We start from the raw sequence: 18,035 nt of genomic DNA, 5'->3' as shown, positions 1-18,035 counted from the left end.
ATGACGACATCGTATGACACCCCCAGCGGCGCGCACGCGTCCGCCGCCAGTACGCCGCCCGCGCAGGCGTCCCTGAACTGCGGCGTGGTGGGCAATTGCGCCTTCAGCGCCCTGATCGACCAGGCAGGGCAGGTCGTCTGGTCCTGCCTGCCCCGTTTCGACGGCGACCCCGTCTTCAACACATTATTGGACGATACGCAGAACGGCAGCGTGTGGGCCATCGACATTGAAAACTTCGCGCGCAGCGAGCAAGTCTATGAACCGAACACGGCCGTACTGCGCACGCGCCTGTACGACACCGAAGGGCGCGGCGTGGAAATCACGGATTTCGCGCCCCGTTTCCTCAGCCGCGACCGCATGTTCCGCCCGCTGATGCTGATCCGCCGCGTGCGCCCGCTCGACCACGCCGTGCGCATCCGCGTGCGCCTGCGTCCCCGCTACGACTGGGGCAGGCTGGCGCCGCAGATCACGCAGGGCAGCCACCACATCCGTTACGTGGGGCCGGAACAGACCTTGCGCCTGAACACCGATGTGTCGCTCAACTATGTGCTGAGCGAAACGTATTTCGTGCTGGGCGGCACCGCCAACTTCCTGCTGGGCCCCGATGAAACCCTGGCCGGCGGCATCGACGAGACGGCGCGCATCTTTGAAAAGGAAACCATCAACTACTGGCGCACCTACACGCGCCGCCTGGCCGTGCCGCTGGAATGGCAGGACGTGGTGATCCGCGCCGCCATCACCCTGAAGCTGTCTTTATATGAAGACACGGGCGCCATCATCGCCGCCATGACCACCAGCATCCCGGAAGCGCCGGGCAGCAGCCGCAACTGGGATTACCGCTACTGCTGGCTGCGCGACGCCTTCTTCGTCGTGCGTGCGCTCAACAGCCTGTCGGAAGTGGGCACGATGGAGGAATACCTGCGCTGGCTGACGAATATCGTCGCCCGCTCGAAAGGCGGCCACATCCAGCCCCTGTACGGCATCGGCCTGGAAGAGCAGTTGCCGGAATCGACGCTCGACCATCTGCCCGGCTACCGGGGCAATGGCCCCGTGCGCGTGGGCAACCAGGCGCAGGAACACTTCCAGCACGACGTCTACGGCAATATTGTATTGGGCGCCGCGCAGGCTTTCCTCGACCACCGATTGTTCCACCGGGCCGGCAAGGCCGAGTTTGCCGCGCTGGAAGCCGTGGGCGACCAGGCGTTCCGCCTGCATGCTGAACCCGACGCGGGCATGTGGGAATTGCGCACGCGCGCCAGGGTCCACACCTCGTCCATGCTGATGAGCTGGGCGGCCTGCGACCGCCTGGCGAAGGTCGCGCACAAGCTGGGGCTGGACGACCGGGCCGACCACTGGAACAGCCGTGCCGTGCTGATCCGCGAACGCCTGCTGCGCGAAGCGTGGAGCGAAGAGCGCCAGGCCTTCGCCGAAAGCCTGGGCGGGCGCGACTTGGACGCCTCCGTCCTCTTGATGGCGGAAGTCAACTTCATCGACCCCATGGACCCCCGTTTCATCGCCACCGTCGACGCGCTGGAAGCGTCGCTGTGCGACGGCCCCTACATGCGCCGCTACGAAGCGCCCGACGATTTCGGCAAGCCGGAGACCGCCTTCAACATCTGCACCTTCTGGCGCATCGACGCCCTGGCCCGCATCGGCAGGAAGGATGAGGCGCGCAAAATCTTCGAAACGATGTTGATGGCGCGCAATCACCTGGGTTTGCTGTCGGAAGACACGCATCCGGTGACGGGGGAGATGTGGGGGAATTTCCCGCAGACTTACTCCATGGTGGGCCTCATCAATTGTGCGGTGAGGTTGTCGGCGCCTTGGGATAGTGCGATTTAAGTTCACCCCCCAAGGCAAGTTCCGGGGGCGGACCCTCAGGGTCCGACCCCAGCTTTTTCACTGCTCGGGGTAATCACGCGCCAGCAGGCTCCCGGCGCCCATACAACCTGCACTCCGCCGCCAGCGCCAGCAGATTCGGGTCGCGCTCGCGGCTGCTCAGCATCAGCAGGGTGATCTGCTGGTGCGAACCGTAGCGGGCGTCCAGGGGCAGCAGTTCGATGCGCGAGCTGAAGGCGCGCACGCGGCCGGGCAGCAGGCTGTAGCCGATGCCGCCGCTCACCAGGTTGATCAGGGAGAAGATGTCGCCCACGCGCATGGCCGTGTCGGGCACGAAGCCCGCCAGCTCGAATGCGTGGTTGAAGCTTTGCGAGGTGACGAATCCCTCGTTGAGCGTGACGAATTTGTCGTCGCGCAGTTGCTGCAAGTCCACCGAGGCCGCCCCCGCATACGGCGAACCGAGCGGCGCGGCCAGGAAGATGTCGTCCTGGAACAGGGGCACGGCCACCAAGCCCGCATGCTGTTCATCTTCCTGCACGCCGACGATGATGGCGTCCAGCCGGCCGTCGGCCAGGCTTTGCAGCAGTTCGCGGTTCGACCCCAGGGTCAGGTCGATGTCGAGGCCCGGCCGGCGCAGTTTCAGGGCGATCACCAGTTGCGGGATGCAGTGCAGGGTCAGGGAATACAGTGAGCCGATCTTCAGGCGCACGGGGTTGATGCCCGACATTTCGCGCACCTTGCGCACGCCTTCCTCGCACTCGGCCAGCGCGCGCCGCGCCGATTCGGCAAAGGTGTAAGCCGCATGCAGGGGGATCAGGCTGCGGCCTTCGCGCTTGAACAGGGGACAGCGCAAGCCGTCTTCCAGCGAGTGCAGGGCGCGGTGCACGCTGACCGTGCTCTGGCCCAGCGCGTCGGCCACCCGCGCCAGGTTGTTCAATTCCATGAAGCTGAGAAAAACTTCCAGCTTTTTCAGGGTGATTTCTTCATTGATGGCCATGGCTAAACCTTTTTAAGGGAGTTCATTAACTTCAAAGTAATGAATATGCTAGCAGGTTGATTGTCGCGGTGACGCTTTCGTTCTATCGTCAGGCTTCGATAGCTCACTTCGGAGGCATGATGTCAACCGCCACAGCAGCGCCAGCGCAGCGGCAAAAACAATGGGACACGCGGCGCACCGAGAAGCGCCGCCGCCTGGAAGCCGTGCGCCAGTACGCGAACGGCCCCGTGCTGCAACAAGGCGACATGGTCGCCGTGCTCGAAGCCTTGCTTGCGCCGGGCGACCGCGTCGTCCTCGAAGGCAATAACCAGAAGCAGGCCGATTTCCTCGCCCGGATGTTGACTAAGGTCAATCCCGACAAGATCAACCATCTGCACCTGATCATGCCCAGCGTCAGCCTGCCCGAACACCTGGACCTGTTCGAGCGGGGCATCGCCCGCAAGCTCGATTTTTCGTTTGCCGGCACGCAAAGCCTGCGCATCGCGCAGTTCCTGCAGGATGGCTTGCTGGAAGTGGGCGCCATCCACACCTACATCGAACTGTATGCGCGCCTGTTCGTCGACCTCACGCCCAACGTCGTCATGGTGGCCGGCTACATGGCCGACCGCCAGGGCAATCTGTACACGGGCCCCAGCACCGAGGACACGCCCACGCTGGTGGAATCGGCCGCCTTCCGCGACGGTATCGTCATCGCCCAGGTCAATCAGATCGTCGACGACGTCAGCGACTTGCCGCGCGTCGACGTGCCCGGCTCGTGGATCGATTTCGTCGTGCAGTCCGACAAGCCGTTCTTCATCGAACCATTGTTCACCCGCGACCCGCGCGTGATCAAGCCCGTGCACGTGTTGATGGCCATGATGGCGATCCGCGGCGTGTATGAAAAACACCAGGTGCAGTCGCTCAACCACGGCATCGGCTTCAATACGGCCGCCATCGAGCTGATTTTGCCCACCTACGGCGAGCAGCTGGGCTTGAAGGGCAAGATTTGCCGCAACTGGGTGCTCAACCCCCATCCGACCCTGATACCCGCCATCGAGACGGGCTGGGTCGAGAGCGTGCACTGCTTCGGCGCGGAGCTGGGCATGGAAGGCTATGCGGCCGCCCGGCCCGACGTGTTCTTCACGGGCCGCGACGGTTCCATGCGCTCGAACCGCGCCCTGTGCCAGCTGGCGGGCCAGTACGCGGTCGACCTGTTCATCGGCGCCACCCTGCAGATGGATGGCCTGGGCAATTCGTCCACCGTCACCAACGGCCGGCTGGCCGGTTTCGGCGGCGCGCCCAATATGGGCCACGATCCGCACGGCCGGCGCCACCCGACGCCCGCCTGGCTGGACCTGATCGAGACGGACGACCCGCTCGCGCGCGGCAAGAAGCTGGTGGTGCAGATGGTCGAAACGTTCCAGGACGGCGGCCAGCCGACCATCGTCGAATCGCTCGACGCGGTGGCCGTGGGCCAGGCCAGCGGCATGCCGCTCGCGCCCGTGATGATCTATGGCGACGACGTCACCCACGTGCTGACGGAGGAGGGCATCGCCTACCTGTACAAGGCCCGTTCGCTCGACGAGCGCAAGTCCATGCTGGCGGCGGTGGCCGGCGTGACGCCCATCGGCCTGCGCCACGACCCGAAGACGACGGCGAAACTGCGCGCCGACGGCTTGATCGCGCTGCCCGAGGATATCGGCGTGCAGCGGGGCGCAGCGAACCGTTCGCTGCTGGCCGCGAAAAGCATCGCCGACCTGGTCGAATGGTCCGACGGCCTGTATCAACCCCCCGCCAAATTCAGGAGCTGGTAATGAGCACAATGATGACGACAATGATGATGACGGCAGTGCCGCTGCGCCAGCGCTGCGCCGCGCTGGCGCGGCAGGTGCTGCAGGCGCTGCTCGATGAAGTGACCCTGACGCCGAAACCGGGCCTGGTCGATTTGCGCGGCCGTGGCGCCCACGCGGACTTGAACTGGGCCTTGATGTGCCATTCGGCCTGCGTGCTGCAACCGGTGTTTGCCGCCATGGCCGACGCCGGCGCGCAGAGTGAAGACGACGACCTGCTGCGCCAGCGCATCGGCGCCATCGGCCGCGATGGCGAGGCGCGGATGCTGGCAGCCACGGGCGGCGTGAACACGCACCGTGGCGCCATCTGGGCGCTGGGCCTGCTGGTGACGGCGGCGGCGCAGCAGGGCGCGCGCGGCGCGTCGCTGGCACCGCAAGCCGTGGCGGCGCGGGCCGGTGCGCTGGCCCGCTTGCACGACCGTGGCGCGCCTGTCGTCACGGGCAACAAGGGCGAGCTGGCGTGCCGCCAGTACCACGTCGATGGCGCGAGGGGCCAGGCCCGCGCCGGATTTCCCCTGGTGACGGGCGCCGGCTTGCCCGCCTTGCACGCGTCGCGCTTGCGCGGCGACAGCGAGACGACGGCGCGCCTGAACGCCTTGCTGGCCATTCTCAGCCGGCTGGACGACACCTGCGTGCTATCGCGCGGGGGAGAAACGGCTTTGCTGGCGCTGCAATCGGGAGCGGCGCGGGTGCTGGCGGCCGGCGGCGCGGCCACTGCCGCCGGCATGCAGGCATTGCTGGCGCTGGAAGCGGTGGCGCTGGCGCGTGGCGTGTCGCCGGGCGGTGCGGCCGACCTGCTGGCGGCCACCCTGTTCCTCGATCGATTGACAGAAGGAGAAGCGCATGGAAACGCGTGACTATACATTTCCGGCCGGGCAGCCGGCATCGGGGCGCGCGCTGGCCGGCGTGGTCGGTTCGGGCGACCTGGAAGTGCTGCTGCAGCCGGGCGACGACGGCGTGATCCGCATCGTGGTCAACACCTCCGTCGACGGCAAGGGCGCCGTGTGGGATGCGCTGTTGCAGCGCGTGTTTGGCGGCGAGCCGCTGCCGGCGGCGACCATCGTCATCAACGATTGCGGCGCCACGCCGGGCGTGGTGCGCATGCGCATCGAGCAAGCCTACGAAGAATTGCAAGCGGGGAGGACGGCATGAGCAGCTTGAAGGAATTGCTGGAGCGCGACAGCTTCATCGAACGGGGGGCGCGCAGCAGGGCCAAGGCCTTGCTGGACGCGGGCAGCATGCGCGAACTGCTCGACCCGTTCTGCGGCATCGCTTCCCCGTGGCTGCCGCGGCAGGGCGTCACGGCCCAGGCGGACGACGGCGTGGTGGTGGCCAAGGGTTTGTTCGACGGCCAGCCGGCCGTGGTGCTGGCCATCGAAGGCGCCTACCAGGGCGGCAGCATGGGCGAGGTGGGCGGCGCGAAGATCGCTGGCGCGCTGGAACTGGCGGCGCGCGACAACCGCCAGGGCGTGCCGACGCGGGCCATGATCCTGTTCGAGACGGGCGGCGTGCGCCTGCAGGAAGCGAACCTGGGTCTGGCCGCGATTGCCGACATCCATGCCGCCATCGTCGACCTGCGCCGCCACCAGCCCGTGATCGGCATCACGGCCGGCACCGTGGGCTGCTACGGCGGCATGTCGATCGCGGCGGGCCTGTGCAGTTACCTGGTCGTCACGCGCGAGGCGCGCCTGGGCCTCAACGGGCCGGCCGTGATCGAGCAGGAGGCGGGCGTGGACGAATTCGACTCGCGCAACAAACCGTTCATCTGGAGCCTGACGGGCGGCGAGCAGCGTTTTAACAGCGGCCTGGCCGACGCCTACGTGGACGACGACACGGCGCAGATGCGCGCCAGCGTGGCCGCATTGTTCGCACGCGGCGTGCCGGACCGGCACCGCAGCGATCAGGCGGAAGGCTACCTGGCCCGCCTGGCCGAAGTCGACGCGTCCGTGCAAGCCACACCAGGCGCCGTGCGCGCCATCTACAGCAAAGGAGTCGCAGCATGAACGCCATCACCGAGACGAGCCGCGGCGCCGTCTGGCTCGCGGCCCTCACGCGCAATACCGCGCACCTGGACGGCTATCCCGCTTCCGTGCGCGTGGTCGACGCACCGCTGGCCGGCGAAGCGGCGCGCTACCTCGCCGTGCTGCCCGACCCTGACAACCGCTTTACGCGTGCGCGCACCGGTGAAATCGGCCTGATCGAGGCGTGGCAGCTGGCCCGCGCCGTGCGGCAGGTTGTTGCCTGGGACCGCGACCTGGCGGTGAAACGGCCCATCGTCGCCGTCATCGACGTGGCCAGCCAGGCGTATGGCCGGCGCGAAGAAGCGTATGGCATCCACCAGGCGCTGGCCGGCGCGGCGGGCGCGTATGCCGAGGCGCGCCTGGCGGGCCACCCCGTCATCGGCCTGATCGTCGGCAAGGCCATGTCGGGCGCCTTTCTCGCGCACGGCTACCAGGCCAACCGGCTGATCGCGCTCGACGATCCGCAAGTGATGGTGCACGCCATGGGCAAGGCGTCGGCGGCGCGCATCACCCTGCGCACCGTGGAGGCGCTCGAAGCGCTGGCCGAGACGATCGCGCCCATGGCCTACGACATCCGCAACTACGCCACCCTGGGGCTGCTGTGGCAAACCTTGCAGGTGGCGCAGCCGGACGCGCCGTCGGCGCAGGACACGGCCGCCGTCGACGCCTGCCTGCAGGCGGCGCTGGGTGATATTCGCGCCGATCCGGAACGGGGACTGGCCAGCCGCCTGGGCGCGCCGCACCGACAGGCGTCGGCAAGAGTCAGGGAGGTGCTGGGGCAGCAGTGGTAGGTGCAACAACAGAGAAGACATCAAGTCATTCCTATTCCTATAACGGAGACACATCATGATCATTTACGGAACCGCATTGCTGGCCCTGTGCCATTTGCTCGGCATCTTCCTGGGCGACCTGCTCGGGCAGCTGATGGGCGTCAAGACCAACGTGGGCGGCGTGGGCATCGCCATGCTGCTGCTGATCTGCGCCCGGCTCTACATGCAGCGCCGCGCCTGGCTGCCGCAGATGACGGAGCGGGGCGTCGAATACTGGGGCGCCATGTATATTCCCGTGGTGGTGGCGATGGCGGCGCAGCAGGACGTGGTCGCGGCGCTGCGCGGCGGGCCGGTGGCCGTGCTGGCCGCCATCGGTTCCGTGCTCGTTTGCGGCGCAGTCATTTCGCTGATTAACCGGATGGAAAGCCCGGCCGCCATCGCCGCCGCCGAAGCCGACTCGATGTTGATGAAGGAGCACCGTCATGCTTGACATCTTTGAAAAAGCCGCCATCCACAACGGCCTGGTGACGGCCTTCGCCTTCGTCGGCCTGATCATGCTGGTCTCGGTGGCGTTGTCGAAGTATCTGACCCTGGGCCGTGTGCACGGCTCGGCCATTGCCATCGTGATCGGTCTGGGCCTCGCTTACTGGGGCGGCGTGCATAGTGGCGGCCACAAGGGCCTGGCCGATTTGTCGCTGTTCGGCGGTATCGGCCTGATGGGCGGCGCCATGCTGCGCGACTTCGCCATCGTCGCCACGGCCTTCGAGGTGCAGGCGACCGAGGCGCGCAAGGCTGGCCTGATCGGCGTCGTGGCGCTGATGCTGGGCGTGGTGCTGCCCTTCCTCGTCGGCGCCGGCGTGGCTTACGCGTTTGGCTATTCGGATGCCGTCAGCATGACCACCATCGGCGCCGGCGCCGTCACGTACATCGTCGGCCCCGTCACGGGCGCGGCCATCGGCGCCAGCTCGGATGTCATGGCCCTGAGCATCGCGGCAGGCCTGATCAAGGCCATCCTGGTGATGGTGGGCACGCCCGCCGCGGCGCGCTTCTTGCGCCTCAAGACACCGCGTTCGGCCATGGTCTTCGGCGGTCTGGCCGGCACCGTCAGTGGCGTGTCGGCCGGACTGGCCGCCACCGACCGCAAGCTGGTGCCGTATGGCGCGCTGGTGGCCACGTTCCACACGGGCCTGGGCTGTCTGCTGGGGCCATCCTTGCTGTTCTTTGCCGTCAAGGCGGTGGTGGCTTGATGCCAGGTCCCCGTGCGCATGATTTGCTGTGGGTGTCCGGCCTGCCGGACGACGCATCGTTGCCCGCCTGGGCCGACGCGGCCTGGCTGCAGGCGGCGCCGCTGGTGGTGCGGCGCGCCCGCACGGCGCCCGGACGCATCCCCGTGGGCCTGCGCGGCATGCTGCGCAGCGAGCGGCATGCGTGCGAGGTCGACGCTGCCGCCGTCGTGCGCCGCGTGACGCCGGAAATGCTGGCGCGGCTGGCGCACCCCCCGCCGTCCGGTTTTGACTGTACTGCGCTCGATGCGTTGCGGCGGGTGGCACCGCTGCTTGACGCCACGGGCTGGGCCTGGGGCCCGACGGGCGGCGTGGGCTTCGCCCTGGCCAGCGGCTTGCCCGTGCTGCGCGCCGACAGCGACCTCGATCTCGTGCTGCGTATAGCCGCGCCGCCGGACGCCGCGCAGGCCGAGGCCCTGCGCGCCATCGCGGCGACGGTCACGTCGAGTATCACGGCGTGCCGGCTGGACCTGCAGATCGACACGGGCCATGGCGGCTTTGCGTATGCGGAATGGGCGGCGGGGCGGGGCAGGGTTCTGCTGAAAACGGAGCGCGGCCCCGTGCTGACGGCCGCACCCTGGGAGTTGCCATGAGCGTGCTATTCACCTTTCCCGGCCAGGGCGCCCAGTATCCGGGCATGCTGCACGCGCTGCCGGACGACGCGGCGGTGAGGGCGGCCCTGGCCGCAGCGGCGGATGTGCTGGGTCAAGATCCTTTGGCGCTGGACACGGCTGGCGCGCTGGCCTCGACGCGGGCCGTGCAACTGTGTCTGCTGATCGCTGGCGTGGCGATGGCGCGTTCCTTGGCGGCGCGCGGCGCGCTGCCCGATATGGTGGCCGGTTTTTCCATCGGCGAGTATGCGGCGGCCGTCGTCGCCGGCGCGCTCGATTATGCGGATGCCGTGCGCCTGGTGGCGCGGCGCGGCGAGCTGATGGAACAGGCGTATCCGGCCGGCTACGGCATGGCGGCCATCATCGGCCTGGAACTGGCGCAGCTCGAACCGCTGCTGGCCCAGGTGCACGGCGCCGCCACGCCCGTGTATGTCGCCAACCTGAACGCGCCGCGCCAGATCGCCATCGCCGGCAGCGAGACGGGCTTGCACGCCGTGATGGCGCTGGCTCTGGCGCAGGGCGCCAGCAAGGCGCAGCGCCTGGCCGTCAGCGTGCCGTCGCATTGTCCGCTGCTGGAAGGCGCGGCCATCGACATGGCCACCGCTTTTGAGGGCGTGGTGGTGCGCCGCCCCTCGCTCGTTTACCTCGGCAGCAGCGCGGCGCGCGCGCTGTTCGACCCGGCCCGCATCCGCGACAGCCTGGCCGCCAACATGGCGCGGCGCGTGCAGTGGGCCGCCACCGCGCGCCTGGCGTGGGAGCGGGGCGCCCGGCTGGCACTGGAAATGCCGCCCGGCAGCGTGCTGACGCGGCTGACGGCGCCCGACTTCACGGACGGCGTGGCCGTCTGTTGCGACGGCAACCGGGGCGACAGCGTGCTGGCGCTGGTGCGGCGCGAGCGAAACGGTCGCGTGCCTTAAAGCCTGGCGCTCAAGCCAACTTGAAAGCCACGGCCCGGCAAGGGTGCGATGTATTTCAGCGGGGAATTGTGCGGCCTGGCATCCGCATCGAGCAGGTTGCTGCCGCTGATAAACACGTCGATGCCTGCAAACGGCGAATTGGCTACCTGCAGGGCGCGGCTCACCTGGAAGTTCACCATGGTGTAGGCGTCGAGCGGCACTTCCTCGCTGACACTCTTGCCCAGGTACTGTTGCTTGTCGTAGCGGGTGCCGGACAGTCTGGCCTTCCAGCCCTTGTTTTCCCACTGCACATTCGCGCCATAGCGGTTGGTGGGCATATTGGGCAGATACGCGCCATCGTTGTGCGCGCGCAGCTTGTCGGGATTGTCCGCCTTGTTCTTGACCAGGTCGGCGAATGCGGAGATATCCAGCTTGCCGTAGCCGCCGAGCTGCACGACCTGGGAGGCGTCGACCTCGAAGCCCCTGAAGGTCGTATCCGTCTGCTTCCAGTATTTCAATGGCAGGCGATTGGCCATCTGGGCGCCCGAGTGGCCGAGGTAGAGATAGTTCTCGTACTTCATGACGTAGCCCGTTGCCGACAGCTGGAAGCCGCGGTTGGCGAACAGGCCGGTGAGTTCCGTATTCTTCGCGCGCTCGGCCTTCAGCTTCTGGTTTCCCTCTTCCTGGGTCATGATCGAATAGTGGCGGTTGCTCGCATACAATTCATTGACGTCGGGCGCTCTTTGCGACGATGCATAGCGCAGCTTCGCGCCGAACAGCTGGCCCAGCTTGGCCGAGGCGCCCAGGCTATAGCTGTTCAGGCTGAACGACTTGTCCTCGAGTGTGGCATTGCTGGCATTTCGCGACGTCTTGAAGCCGCTCTTGCGGATCTCGTGGTCCACTGTTTCATGGCGAAAGCCCGCATCGAAGGTGGCCCAGTCGACGTCGAGGCTTTCCTTGACGAACAGTGCGCGGCTGACCGTGTTCGCATCGGGAAGGTAGAGCTGCGGCCCGCTGCCGGCGATATCCCGGGATTTATGGCTCAGGCCAAGCATGCCGCTCAAGGGGCCAGCGCGCCGGTGCGCCAGCAGGAGCTCGGCCTGATTGGTGTCGAACTGGTAGTCGTTCGCCTTGGCGGAACCCAGGCGTTCTCCCGACGCATTGTTCAGGCGGGACACGCGCAGTTGCACGCTTTCAAGATAGGGAACGGGGTCAAGCAGATGGGCTTCCAGCGCATATTTATCCTGCTTGATCACGACGCCGACGGGCAATCCCTCGTCATAGTTCGCCCCGAACGACTTGTTTTCCATGGAAAAGCCCGGGACGCCATACTCGCTTTCCTTGGAATCGAGACTGACGGCCACATAGCCCTGGTCGAAAAAGTAGGTCGTACCGACGGCAAAGTGGGCATTGCTGGCATGGCTGTTGCCCAGGGTGCCGTGGTAGTCGGGGGTGACGTCCTTGTTGATCTTGTTCTGCGTCATCGCTGGCGTACCCGGCACGTAGGCGGGATTGGCGGGATTGACGTAGGTCTTGCGCTGCCAGACGGAGGTCGGATGATTGGTGTAGAAGGAAAAATCGCCGTCCGCCCAGTCCGGATTTTCCTTCATGAACTGGTCGATAAACGGTTGCGACGCCTTGTTGTAGACTTGCTGGATCCTCGCTTCTTTCTGGCAACTGTCGGCCAAAAAGGTATTCACGCCGCCCTTCACGGGGAACAGCTGGCTGTTGCACACGCCGGCCTTGCTGTTGCCAGGAATGTCGTAATGGCCGATTTTCTGGAATGACAGTTGCAGATTCGTCGAGAAGCGCTTGCCATCGTTGAAGTTCATGCGCAAGCCTTGCGCGTCGGCATCGTTGAAACCCTTGCGCAGGACCAGTTCCACGTCCTTCCGCTTGTCCTCCATCTTCCTGGAAACGATGCCGGAATCGACATCGACGCTGCCGCCGATGGCATTGCCGCCGAAACGCACGCTATCGGACGATTTGTTCACGCTCACGCTGCGCACGAAAAGCGGATCGAAGGGGATGTTGATGTCGCCGCTGAGCGCATTCATGCCGAGGATGGACTGGCCATCTTCGAGGATCTGCACGCGGCTGCCGCTCAGGCTGCGTATCACCGGCGCGCCCGCATTCGGCCCGAAGGCGCTGCTTTGCACGCCCGAGACATGTTCGAGCATGCCGCCCAGGGTCCGGTTCTGGGCTTGCGTATTGTCGACGAGAACGACGCTGTCGATGCTGGAAGGGCGCTCAGCCCGGACCTTGATGGTTTGCAGGGTGACGTCGTCCGCCGCGTAAGCGAGCGGGGCGGTGGACAGCATGGCAGCTGCGAATACGTGATGGCGCATAGGACTTTCTTAAAAGGTGGAAGGGGGTGCTGGCGCTGGACGCAGGAACAGCGCGAAGGTGCAAACGCAAGTGAGTTGCGATAATAGCTCGCACCCGATACTAATGCAAGTAAACTGCATTTTGTGGTATTGACGGACTGGCGCACGGAAAGCGCGCAGCGCAGACAGCCGGCATGTGCCGGCTACTGGGTTGGAAGGTGGGAGGTGTGCTGGCCTTGCGCGTTGCGCGCGATCAGGCCGCTGGCAAGGTGTGCGGCGCAGGCTGAATCGTCCGCCTGCGCCGTTGTGGCGTCGCTACGTCAGCTGAATTGCAACGGCTTTTTCGCCCGCAATCGGCGCGCACGCCGCTTCCGCTCCCAGATGACGATGCCCGTCACCGACAGCATGGCGACCATGATGCCCATGCAGGACATCAGTATGCGTCCCGGCAAGCCGAGGATGCGCCCCGAGTGCAGGGGGAATTGCAGTTGCACGAAGACGTCGGCGGCCGTGCCTTCCCACGGCTTGTGCTGGCCGATGATGCTGCCGTCCATGCCGTCGACGTACAGGTTCGACAGGCCCATGCCGGCCGCGCCGAATTCGTCGGCAGGGTCGAAGAACGAGATGTTGTAGAACGAATAATTCCCGCCATAATAAATGCCGCCCATGGGCGCCGTGATGCCCCGCTGCGCGGCGGCCTGCCTGGCGATGCCGGCCGCCTGCTCGAAACCGATGGCGGGCGCGATGTAGCTGCCGTAGGGCGCCGGCGTCTGCGTCTCGTATGGCCCCGGCGTGGTGGTGGAGACGAGCGACATGAGGGGATAGAACACTTCGCGGTACAGATTCAGCGAGAACGAGGTGAAGGCGACGACGAGGATGATGGCCCACACCCACAGGCCGCCCGCGCGGTGCAGGTCGAAATTGAGCTTGTAGCCGCCGGCCGCCCAGCGCACCGTCCACGCTGGCTTCCACCGCTGCCACCAGCCGGCGGCGTCGCGGTGGCGCGGTGCCTCGTGTTGCGCGCGGGGGCGCAAACGGCGCGGCGTGGTCAGGCAGAACGCCACCATGCTGTCGAGCAGCCAGACGAGGGCGACGCTCCCCATCAGCCAGTAGCCCCAGCGGTCCGTGCCCCAGAAAGCGGGCACGTGCAGGCTGTAGTGCAGGTGGCGCAGGAAGGGCATCAGGCTGCGGCGCGACAGGGAAATGGCCGCCGAGTCGCGCGTGCCCGTGATCCGCGCCGTGACGGGGTCGATGTACACGGTGTCATAGCCGAGCGCGAAGGGCTTGCCGGTGGCCGGGTCGGCCAGCGGGCGCACCATGAAGGCGGCCGCATGGCCTGCTTCCAGGCCCAGGGTCATGTAATTGACTTGCGCGCGCGGATCGGCCTGCGCCACGGTGTGCGCCAGCGCAAAGGGCGACAGCACGGGGCCGCGGCCCGGCGTGTCCATGATGTCGGCGTTGAGCCATTCGTCCAGTTCATGGTCCCACGAGGTGACGGCGCCCGTCAGCCCCGCGACGATGAGGAAGAGGGCGATGGTGAGGCCGGCCCAGCGGTGTATGACAGTCCAGAAAGCGCGCATGCGTAAGACAACCCTGCAAAACTTGTTGAGAAATCCGCATGGCCACAAATGCGAAGCATTCTCATTATCGAACGTGACGGGTGTTTACGCAAGCGCTTGTCCAGGCGCCAACAGCGCGGCGGGCCAGGTCTGGAAGCGCAGCCACACGAGCCTGGCGCCCCGTCCTGCCACGCACAGGCTGGCCGCGTAGCCGTCGGCCGGATACAGCGGGTAGACCCAGGCGTCGCAGCGGGGATCGCGCGCATCGCTGACGGGCGCCGGGCCGGGTGACGCGCCGAACGTCAGCCGCGCGGGGTCCGTGTGCAAGCCCGTGCCCAGTAGCTTGCAATACGCTTCCTTGTGCGTCCACAGCTGCAGGAAGCGGGACTGCGCCTGCGCCGGCGGCAGGGCCGCCAGGGCCGCGCGCTCGGCCGGATGGCAGACCAGCGGCGCCAGCGCCGCCCCGTCGAAGCCGTCGCGCCGCTGTTCCAGGTCGATGCCGACGGCCACCTCGGAGACGGCCACCAGCGCCAGGGTGCCGCTATGGCTGAGGTTGAAATGCAGCCCGCCATGCGTCAGCACGGGCTTGCCCAGCGGCCCTTCGGCCAGCGTCAGCGCCGCCGGTGGCTGTCCCGTCTGCCGCGCCAGGATGTGGCGCAGGGCGGCGCGCCCGCGCCGGTAGCCGCGCTGCAGGGCCTCGCCCCGGTAGCGGGCCGCGCGCGCCTGTTCCTGCGCGCTCAGGCAGGACGCCAGGGCATCGAGCGCGGGGTCATCCAGGTCGAGCAGCCACAGGAAGACGGCCGGTTCACGCATGCGGGCCTCGCGCTTGGGCGACGAAGCGCCCGCCGCGCCATAAGAAGGCGTGGCGCGCCAGGGCCAGCATGGGCAGGTCGGCGCGGCTGTCGCCATACGCGTAGGCGATGGCGTGCGGCGCGCGGGCCAGCCAGCGGGCGATGCGGCGCACCTTTTCCTGGCCGTGGCAGTTGGCGCCCGTCAGCGGCGAGGCGATGCAGGCGCGGAAGCCGTGGCGCCGCGCCCATGGCTGCAGGTACAGCGCGGGCGAGGCGCTGACGAGCACGCAGGCGTGGCCCTGCGCCTGGTGCCAGCGCAGGCGCGCCATGCCTTGCGGGCGCAGCAGGGCGTCCAGCGGCGCGCCCGCGTAGGCCTCGGCCAGCCGCGCCAGCGCGCCCGCATCGATGCGGCCCAGGCAGTGCGCCAGCAGGCGGCGCTTGGCCACGTCGTTGCGCAGCAGGCCGCAGGCATACGCCAGCAGCACGGGCGACAGGTGCAGCAGCTGCGCCGCCAGGCGCGGCGTGCCGCAGGCATGGCGCAGGAAGGGCAGCAGCGAGTCGCGCCGGCTCAGGGTGCCGTCGAAATCGAACAGGGCGGCCGGCGGCAGGCCGACTGCCGCGGCGGTGCGGGCGGCGCTCACAGGCGCGTGCGGTGGAAAACCGCGTCGGGCGTCAGGCGGATGGCCAGCATGATGTAGCGCCAGAAGCCGGGCAGGTAAGCCTGCGCCTGGCCGCGCCGCATGGCCGACACGATGCCGGCCGCCACCGTGTCGGCGCTGGCCCACAGGGGGCCGCCCTTGTCCAGGCCCGCCGTCATGGGCGTGTCGACGAAGCCGGGCTTGATGGTCAGCACGGCCACGCCATGCGGCGCGAGGCGGTGGCGCAGTCCCTGCAGGTAGATGGCCAGCGCGCCCTTGGCCGTGCCGTACATGTAGTTGCTTTGCCGGCCGCGGTCGCCCGCCACCGAACCGATGGCCGCCAGCACGCCCTGGCCCCGTGGCTGCAGCAGGTTGGCCGCCAGCGCCAGGATGGCCATGGCGCTGCCGCCATTCGTCGTCCACTGGGCCAGCATCAGCGGCACGGAGGCGGCGCAGGCTTGCTGATCGGGCAGGCAGCCGTGGGCCACCAGCACGGCGTCGATGCCGCCCAGCGCCGCGTCGGCGCGCGCCAGCAGGCCCGCGTGCAGGTCGTAGTCGTCGAGGTCGGCGCATTCGCCGCCGATGTAGGGACCCTCGGCGCCGGCGCGCACGCGCAAGTCTTGCAGCAGGGTGTCGAGCCTGGCGCCGTTGCGGGCGATGCAGTGGACGCTGGCGCCGGCGGCGACGAGGCGGCGCGCCGTGGCGTGGGCGATGGCGGAGGTGGCGCCGAAGATGACGGTGCGTTGCAATGATCTCATGGGTTGACTCTTCTCCAGAAGCTTGATGAAAATCGGGGATCGATGAAGGCGCTGAACGCTTCCCAGGCGGGAAAGCCGGCGCGGAACAGGCTGGCAGGCATGCGCGCATCCTTGGCCGGGTACAGGGCGCCGCCCGCCTGGGCGACGATGGCGTCGAGGTCGGCGAACAGGCGCAGGCTGGCGGCGCCCCGGTTGGGAAAGTCCAGCGCCAGGGTGGCGCCGGGCCGCGCGAACGACAGCATGCCTGCCGGCGGCCGCGCGCCGAAGGTCTTCAGCACGGCCAGGAAGGACCCCTGGCCGCTGGCGGCGATGCGCGCGAGGATGGCGGCGATGCCGTCGCGGCAGGTGGACGGCGGCAGCACGCACTGGTACTGGAAAAAGCCGCGCCGGCCGTAGATGCGGTTCCAGTCGCGCACGCCGTCGAGCGGATAAAAAAAGCCCCCATGGTGGCGCAGCGCCGGCGCCGGCGCCAGGGGGCGGTGGTAGTACAGGGCGTTGAAGGCGCGCAGGCTCAGGCAGTTCACCAGCGAGACGGGCGGCATGAAGGGCATGTGGCGGCGCGCGGCGCGGTGCGCGGGCAGGTCCGGCTGCGGCGGCGCATGGCAGGCGCTGCTGAAAATGCCGCGCGGCTGGCGCGCCAGGCAGTCGATCCACGCCACCGTGTAGGGCGCGGCGCGCTCGGCCGCCGCATTCAGCGCCCAGAAGCTGTCCAGCCCCGCAAAGCGCCGTTCGGACACCAGCATGAAGGGGTTGGGCACGGGCATGAGCTGCAGCTCGGCCCAGACGATGCAGCCCGTCAGGCCCAGTCCGCCCACGGTGGCGGCAAACCACTGCGGCAGTTGCTGCGGTCCGCACAGCAGGCGGCTGCCGTCCGAGCGCAGCAGTTCGAAGGCGCGCACGTGGTGGCCGAAGCTGCCCGCCACATGGTGGTTCTTGCCATGCACGTCGTTGGCGATGGCGCCGCCCACCGTCACGTGGCGCGTGCCCGGCGTGACGGGCAGGAACCAGCCTTGCGGCAGGGCCAGCGCCACGATGTCGCCCAGCAGCACGCCCGCTTCGCAGCGCAGCACGCCGCGGGCACGGTCGAAGGCGATGAAGCGGTCCAGGCCCCGCGTCAGCAGCACGGTGCCGCCGTCGTTCAGGCAGCTGTCGCCATAGCTGCGGCCATTGCCGTGCGCCAGCAGGCTGCCGTCCGGCGTGGGCAGGGCCGCGTCGCGCGCCTGCAGGGCCAGCTGGCGCGCATGCGCCGCCTGCGGCAGGCCGTTCCACGAACGCACGGGCGCGCTCATGACGGCTGTACCCGGGCCGCGCGGCTGGTGGACAGGGCGGCCACGCCCAGGGCCACGGCAAACCACAGGGTCGTCAGGCGGATCAGGATGGTGGCGGCGACGGCCGGCGCCGGCGCCATGCCCTGCCACAGCAGCAGGCTGACCATGGCCGCTTCCATGCCGCCCAGGCCGCCCGGCAGGAAGCTCAGGGCGCCGGCCAGCATGGCGCTGGCAAAGGCCAGGCAGGCGAAGGACAGGCTGGCGCCGGCGTCCAGCCACTGCAGCAGGCAATAGAAGGCCAGCGCTTCCGCCGCCCAGGCCGCCAGCGCGAGGACGAAGGCGGTGGCCAGCAGCCGCGGCGCATGGCAAGCCTGGGTCTGGCGCAGCAGCTTGGCCAGCTGGGCCGCCAGCGCGCGCCCGCGCCCGCCCGGGCGTGCCCCGCTCCAGG

The 18,035-nt window shown here is 68.0% G+C and carries 18 protein-coding genes; 10 read left to right on the top strand and 8 right to left on the bottom strand.

Annotated elements, in window-relative coordinates; genetic code table 11:
* The gene (locus GCN78_RS24260) at positions 1-1,842 is read left to right on the top strand and encodes a glycoside hydrolase family 15 protein (RefSeq protein ID WP_152254001.1); all 1,842 of its coding nucleotides are present in this window, start codon (positions 1-3) and stop codon (positions 1,840-1,842) included.
* A gap of 73 nt (positions 1,843-1,915) precedes the next feature.
* Here GCN78_RS24260 and GCN78_RS24255 read toward each other — a convergent pair whose 3' ends face one another.
* Positions 1,916-2,836 (bottom strand): LysR family transcriptional regulator, encoded by a 921-nt coding sequence (locus tag GCN78_RS24255; RefSeq protein WP_152254000.1) that lies wholly within the window; start codon positions 2,834-2,836, stop codon positions 1,916-1,918.
* A gap of 119 nt (positions 2,837-2,955) precedes the next feature.
* On the opposite strand from GCN78_RS24255, the gene mdcA reads away from it, so the two are divergent.
* Genes mdcA through mdcH form a run of 9 tightly spaced genes read left to right on the top strand, consistent with a single transcriptional unit; the run spans position 2,956 to position 10,267 of the window.
* Positions 2,956-4,629: a malonate decarboxylase subunit alpha gene (mdcA, locus tag GCN78_RS24250; RefSeq protein WP_152253999.1), complete on the top strand. Its 1,674-nt coding sequence runs from the start codon at positions 2,956-2,958 to the stop codon at positions 4,627-4,629.
* Between the two features lie 8 nt (positions 4,630-4,637).
* Positions 4,638-5,522, top strand: a complete 885-nt coding sequence (locus GCN78_RS24245) for a triphosphoribosyl-dephospho-CoA synthase (protein ID WP_193316861.1) — start codon at positions 4,638-4,640, stop codon at positions 5,520-5,522.
* Positions 5,509-5,817, top strand: a complete 309-nt coding sequence (locus tag GCN78_RS24240) for a malonate decarboxylase subunit delta (protein WP_152253997.1) — start codon at positions 5,509-5,511, stop codon at positions 5,815-5,817. The genes GCN78_RS24245 and GCN78_RS24240 overlap by 14 nt, the downstream gene beginning before the upstream one ends.
* Positions 5,814-6,668, top strand: coding sequence for a biotin-independent malonate decarboxylase subunit beta (locus GCN78_RS24235; protein WP_152253996.1), 855 nt, complete (start codon positions 5,814-5,816; stop codon positions 6,666-6,668). Before GCN78_RS24240 ends, GCN78_RS24235 begins: the two co-directional genes overlap by 4 nt.
* Positions 6,665-7,477, top strand: a complete 813-nt coding sequence (gene mdcE, locus GCN78_RS24230; protein WP_152253995.1) for a biotin-independent malonate decarboxylase subunit gamma — start codon at positions 6,665-6,667, stop codon at positions 7,475-7,477. The genes GCN78_RS24235 and mdcE overlap by 4 nt, the downstream gene beginning before the upstream one ends.
* 55 nt (positions 7,478-7,532) lie before the next feature.
* Positions 7,533-7,946 (top strand): malonate transporter subunit MadL, encoded by a 414-nt coding sequence (gene madL / locus GCN78_RS24225; protein WP_152253994.1) that lies wholly within the window; start codon positions 7,533-7,535, stop codon positions 7,944-7,946.
* Positions 7,939-8,703, top strand: coding sequence for a malonate transporter subunit MadM (madM, locus tag GCN78_RS24220; RefSeq protein ID WP_152253993.1), 765 nt, complete (start codon positions 7,939-7,941; stop codon positions 8,701-8,703). The genes madL and madM overlap by 8 nt, the downstream gene beginning before the upstream one ends.
* Positions 8,703-9,332, top strand: a complete 630-nt coding sequence (locus GCN78_RS24215) for a malonate decarboxylase holo-ACP synthase (protein WP_152253992.1) — start codon at positions 8,703-8,705, stop codon at positions 9,330-9,332. Before madM ends, GCN78_RS24215 begins: the two co-directional genes overlap by 1 nt.
* Positions 9,329-10,267, top strand: a complete 939-nt coding sequence (gene mdcH / locus GCN78_RS24210) for a malonate decarboxylase subunit epsilon (RefSeq protein ID WP_152253991.1) — start codon at positions 9,329-9,331, stop codon at positions 10,265-10,267. The genes GCN78_RS24215 and mdcH overlap by 4 nt, the downstream gene beginning before the upstream one ends.
* Here the strand turns inward: mdcH and GCN78_RS24205 are convergent.
* The 7 genes from GCN78_RS24205 to GCN78_RS24175 all read right to left on the bottom strand — a co-directional run.
* Positions 10,264-12,567 carry a TonB-dependent receptor gene (locus tag GCN78_RS24205; RefSeq protein ID WP_226939806.1) on the bottom strand — a complete coding sequence of 768 codons (2,304 nt, stop codon included), beginning with the start codon at positions 12,565-12,567 and terminating at the stop codon, positions 10,264-10,266. The genes mdcH and GCN78_RS24205 overlap by 4 nt on opposite strands.
* A gap of 326 nt (positions 12,568-12,893) precedes the next feature.
* The gene (locus GCN78_RS24200) at positions 12,894-14,153 is read right to left on the bottom strand and encodes a PepSY-associated TM helix domain-containing protein (protein WP_152253989.1); all 1,260 of its coding nucleotides are present in this window, start codon (positions 14,151-14,153) and stop codon (positions 12,894-12,896) included.
* A gap of 84 nt (positions 14,154-14,237) precedes the next feature.
* Complete coding sequence (locus tag GCN78_RS24195) at positions 14,238-14,945, bottom strand: 4'-phosphopantetheinyl transferase family protein (protein ID WP_193316857.1); 708 nt, start codon at positions 14,943-14,945, stop codon at positions 14,238-14,240.
* Positions 14,938-15,564, bottom strand: a complete 627-nt coding sequence (locus tag GCN78_RS24190; protein WP_226939805.1) for an HAD-IB family hydrolase — start codon at positions 15,562-15,564, stop codon at positions 14,938-14,940. Before GCN78_RS24190 ends, GCN78_RS24195 begins: the two co-directional genes overlap by 8 nt.
* On the bottom strand, positions 15,561-16,319 hold the full coding sequence (locus GCN78_RS24185; protein WP_152253987.1) for an SDR family NAD(P)-dependent oxidoreductase: 759 nt from the start codon (positions 16,317-16,319) through the stop codon (positions 15,561-15,563). The genes GCN78_RS24190 and GCN78_RS24185 overlap by 4 nt, the downstream gene beginning before the upstream one ends.
* Positions 16,316-17,608 (bottom strand): FAD-binding oxidoreductase, encoded by a 1,293-nt coding sequence (locus GCN78_RS24180; protein ID WP_152253986.1) that lies wholly within the window; start codon positions 17,606-17,608, stop codon positions 16,316-16,318. Before GCN78_RS24180 ends, GCN78_RS24185 begins: the two co-directional genes overlap by 4 nt.
* A partial coding sequence (locus GCN78_RS24175; RefSeq protein ID WP_152253985.1) for a flippase-like domain-containing protein occupies positions 17,605-18,035 on the bottom strand: 431 nt, incomplete at its 5' end. The genes GCN78_RS24180 and GCN78_RS24175, both read right to left, overlap by 4 nt.

The sequence above is a fragment of the Janthinobacterium rivuli genome, from assembly GCF_009208735.1.
Classification (GTDB): domain Bacteria; phylum Pseudomonadota; class Gammaproteobacteria; order Burkholderiales; family Burkholderiaceae_D; genus Janthinobacterium.
Note: the sequence above shows the minus strand (reverse complement) of the source record. Positions and strands in the feature narration are given on the sequence as shown.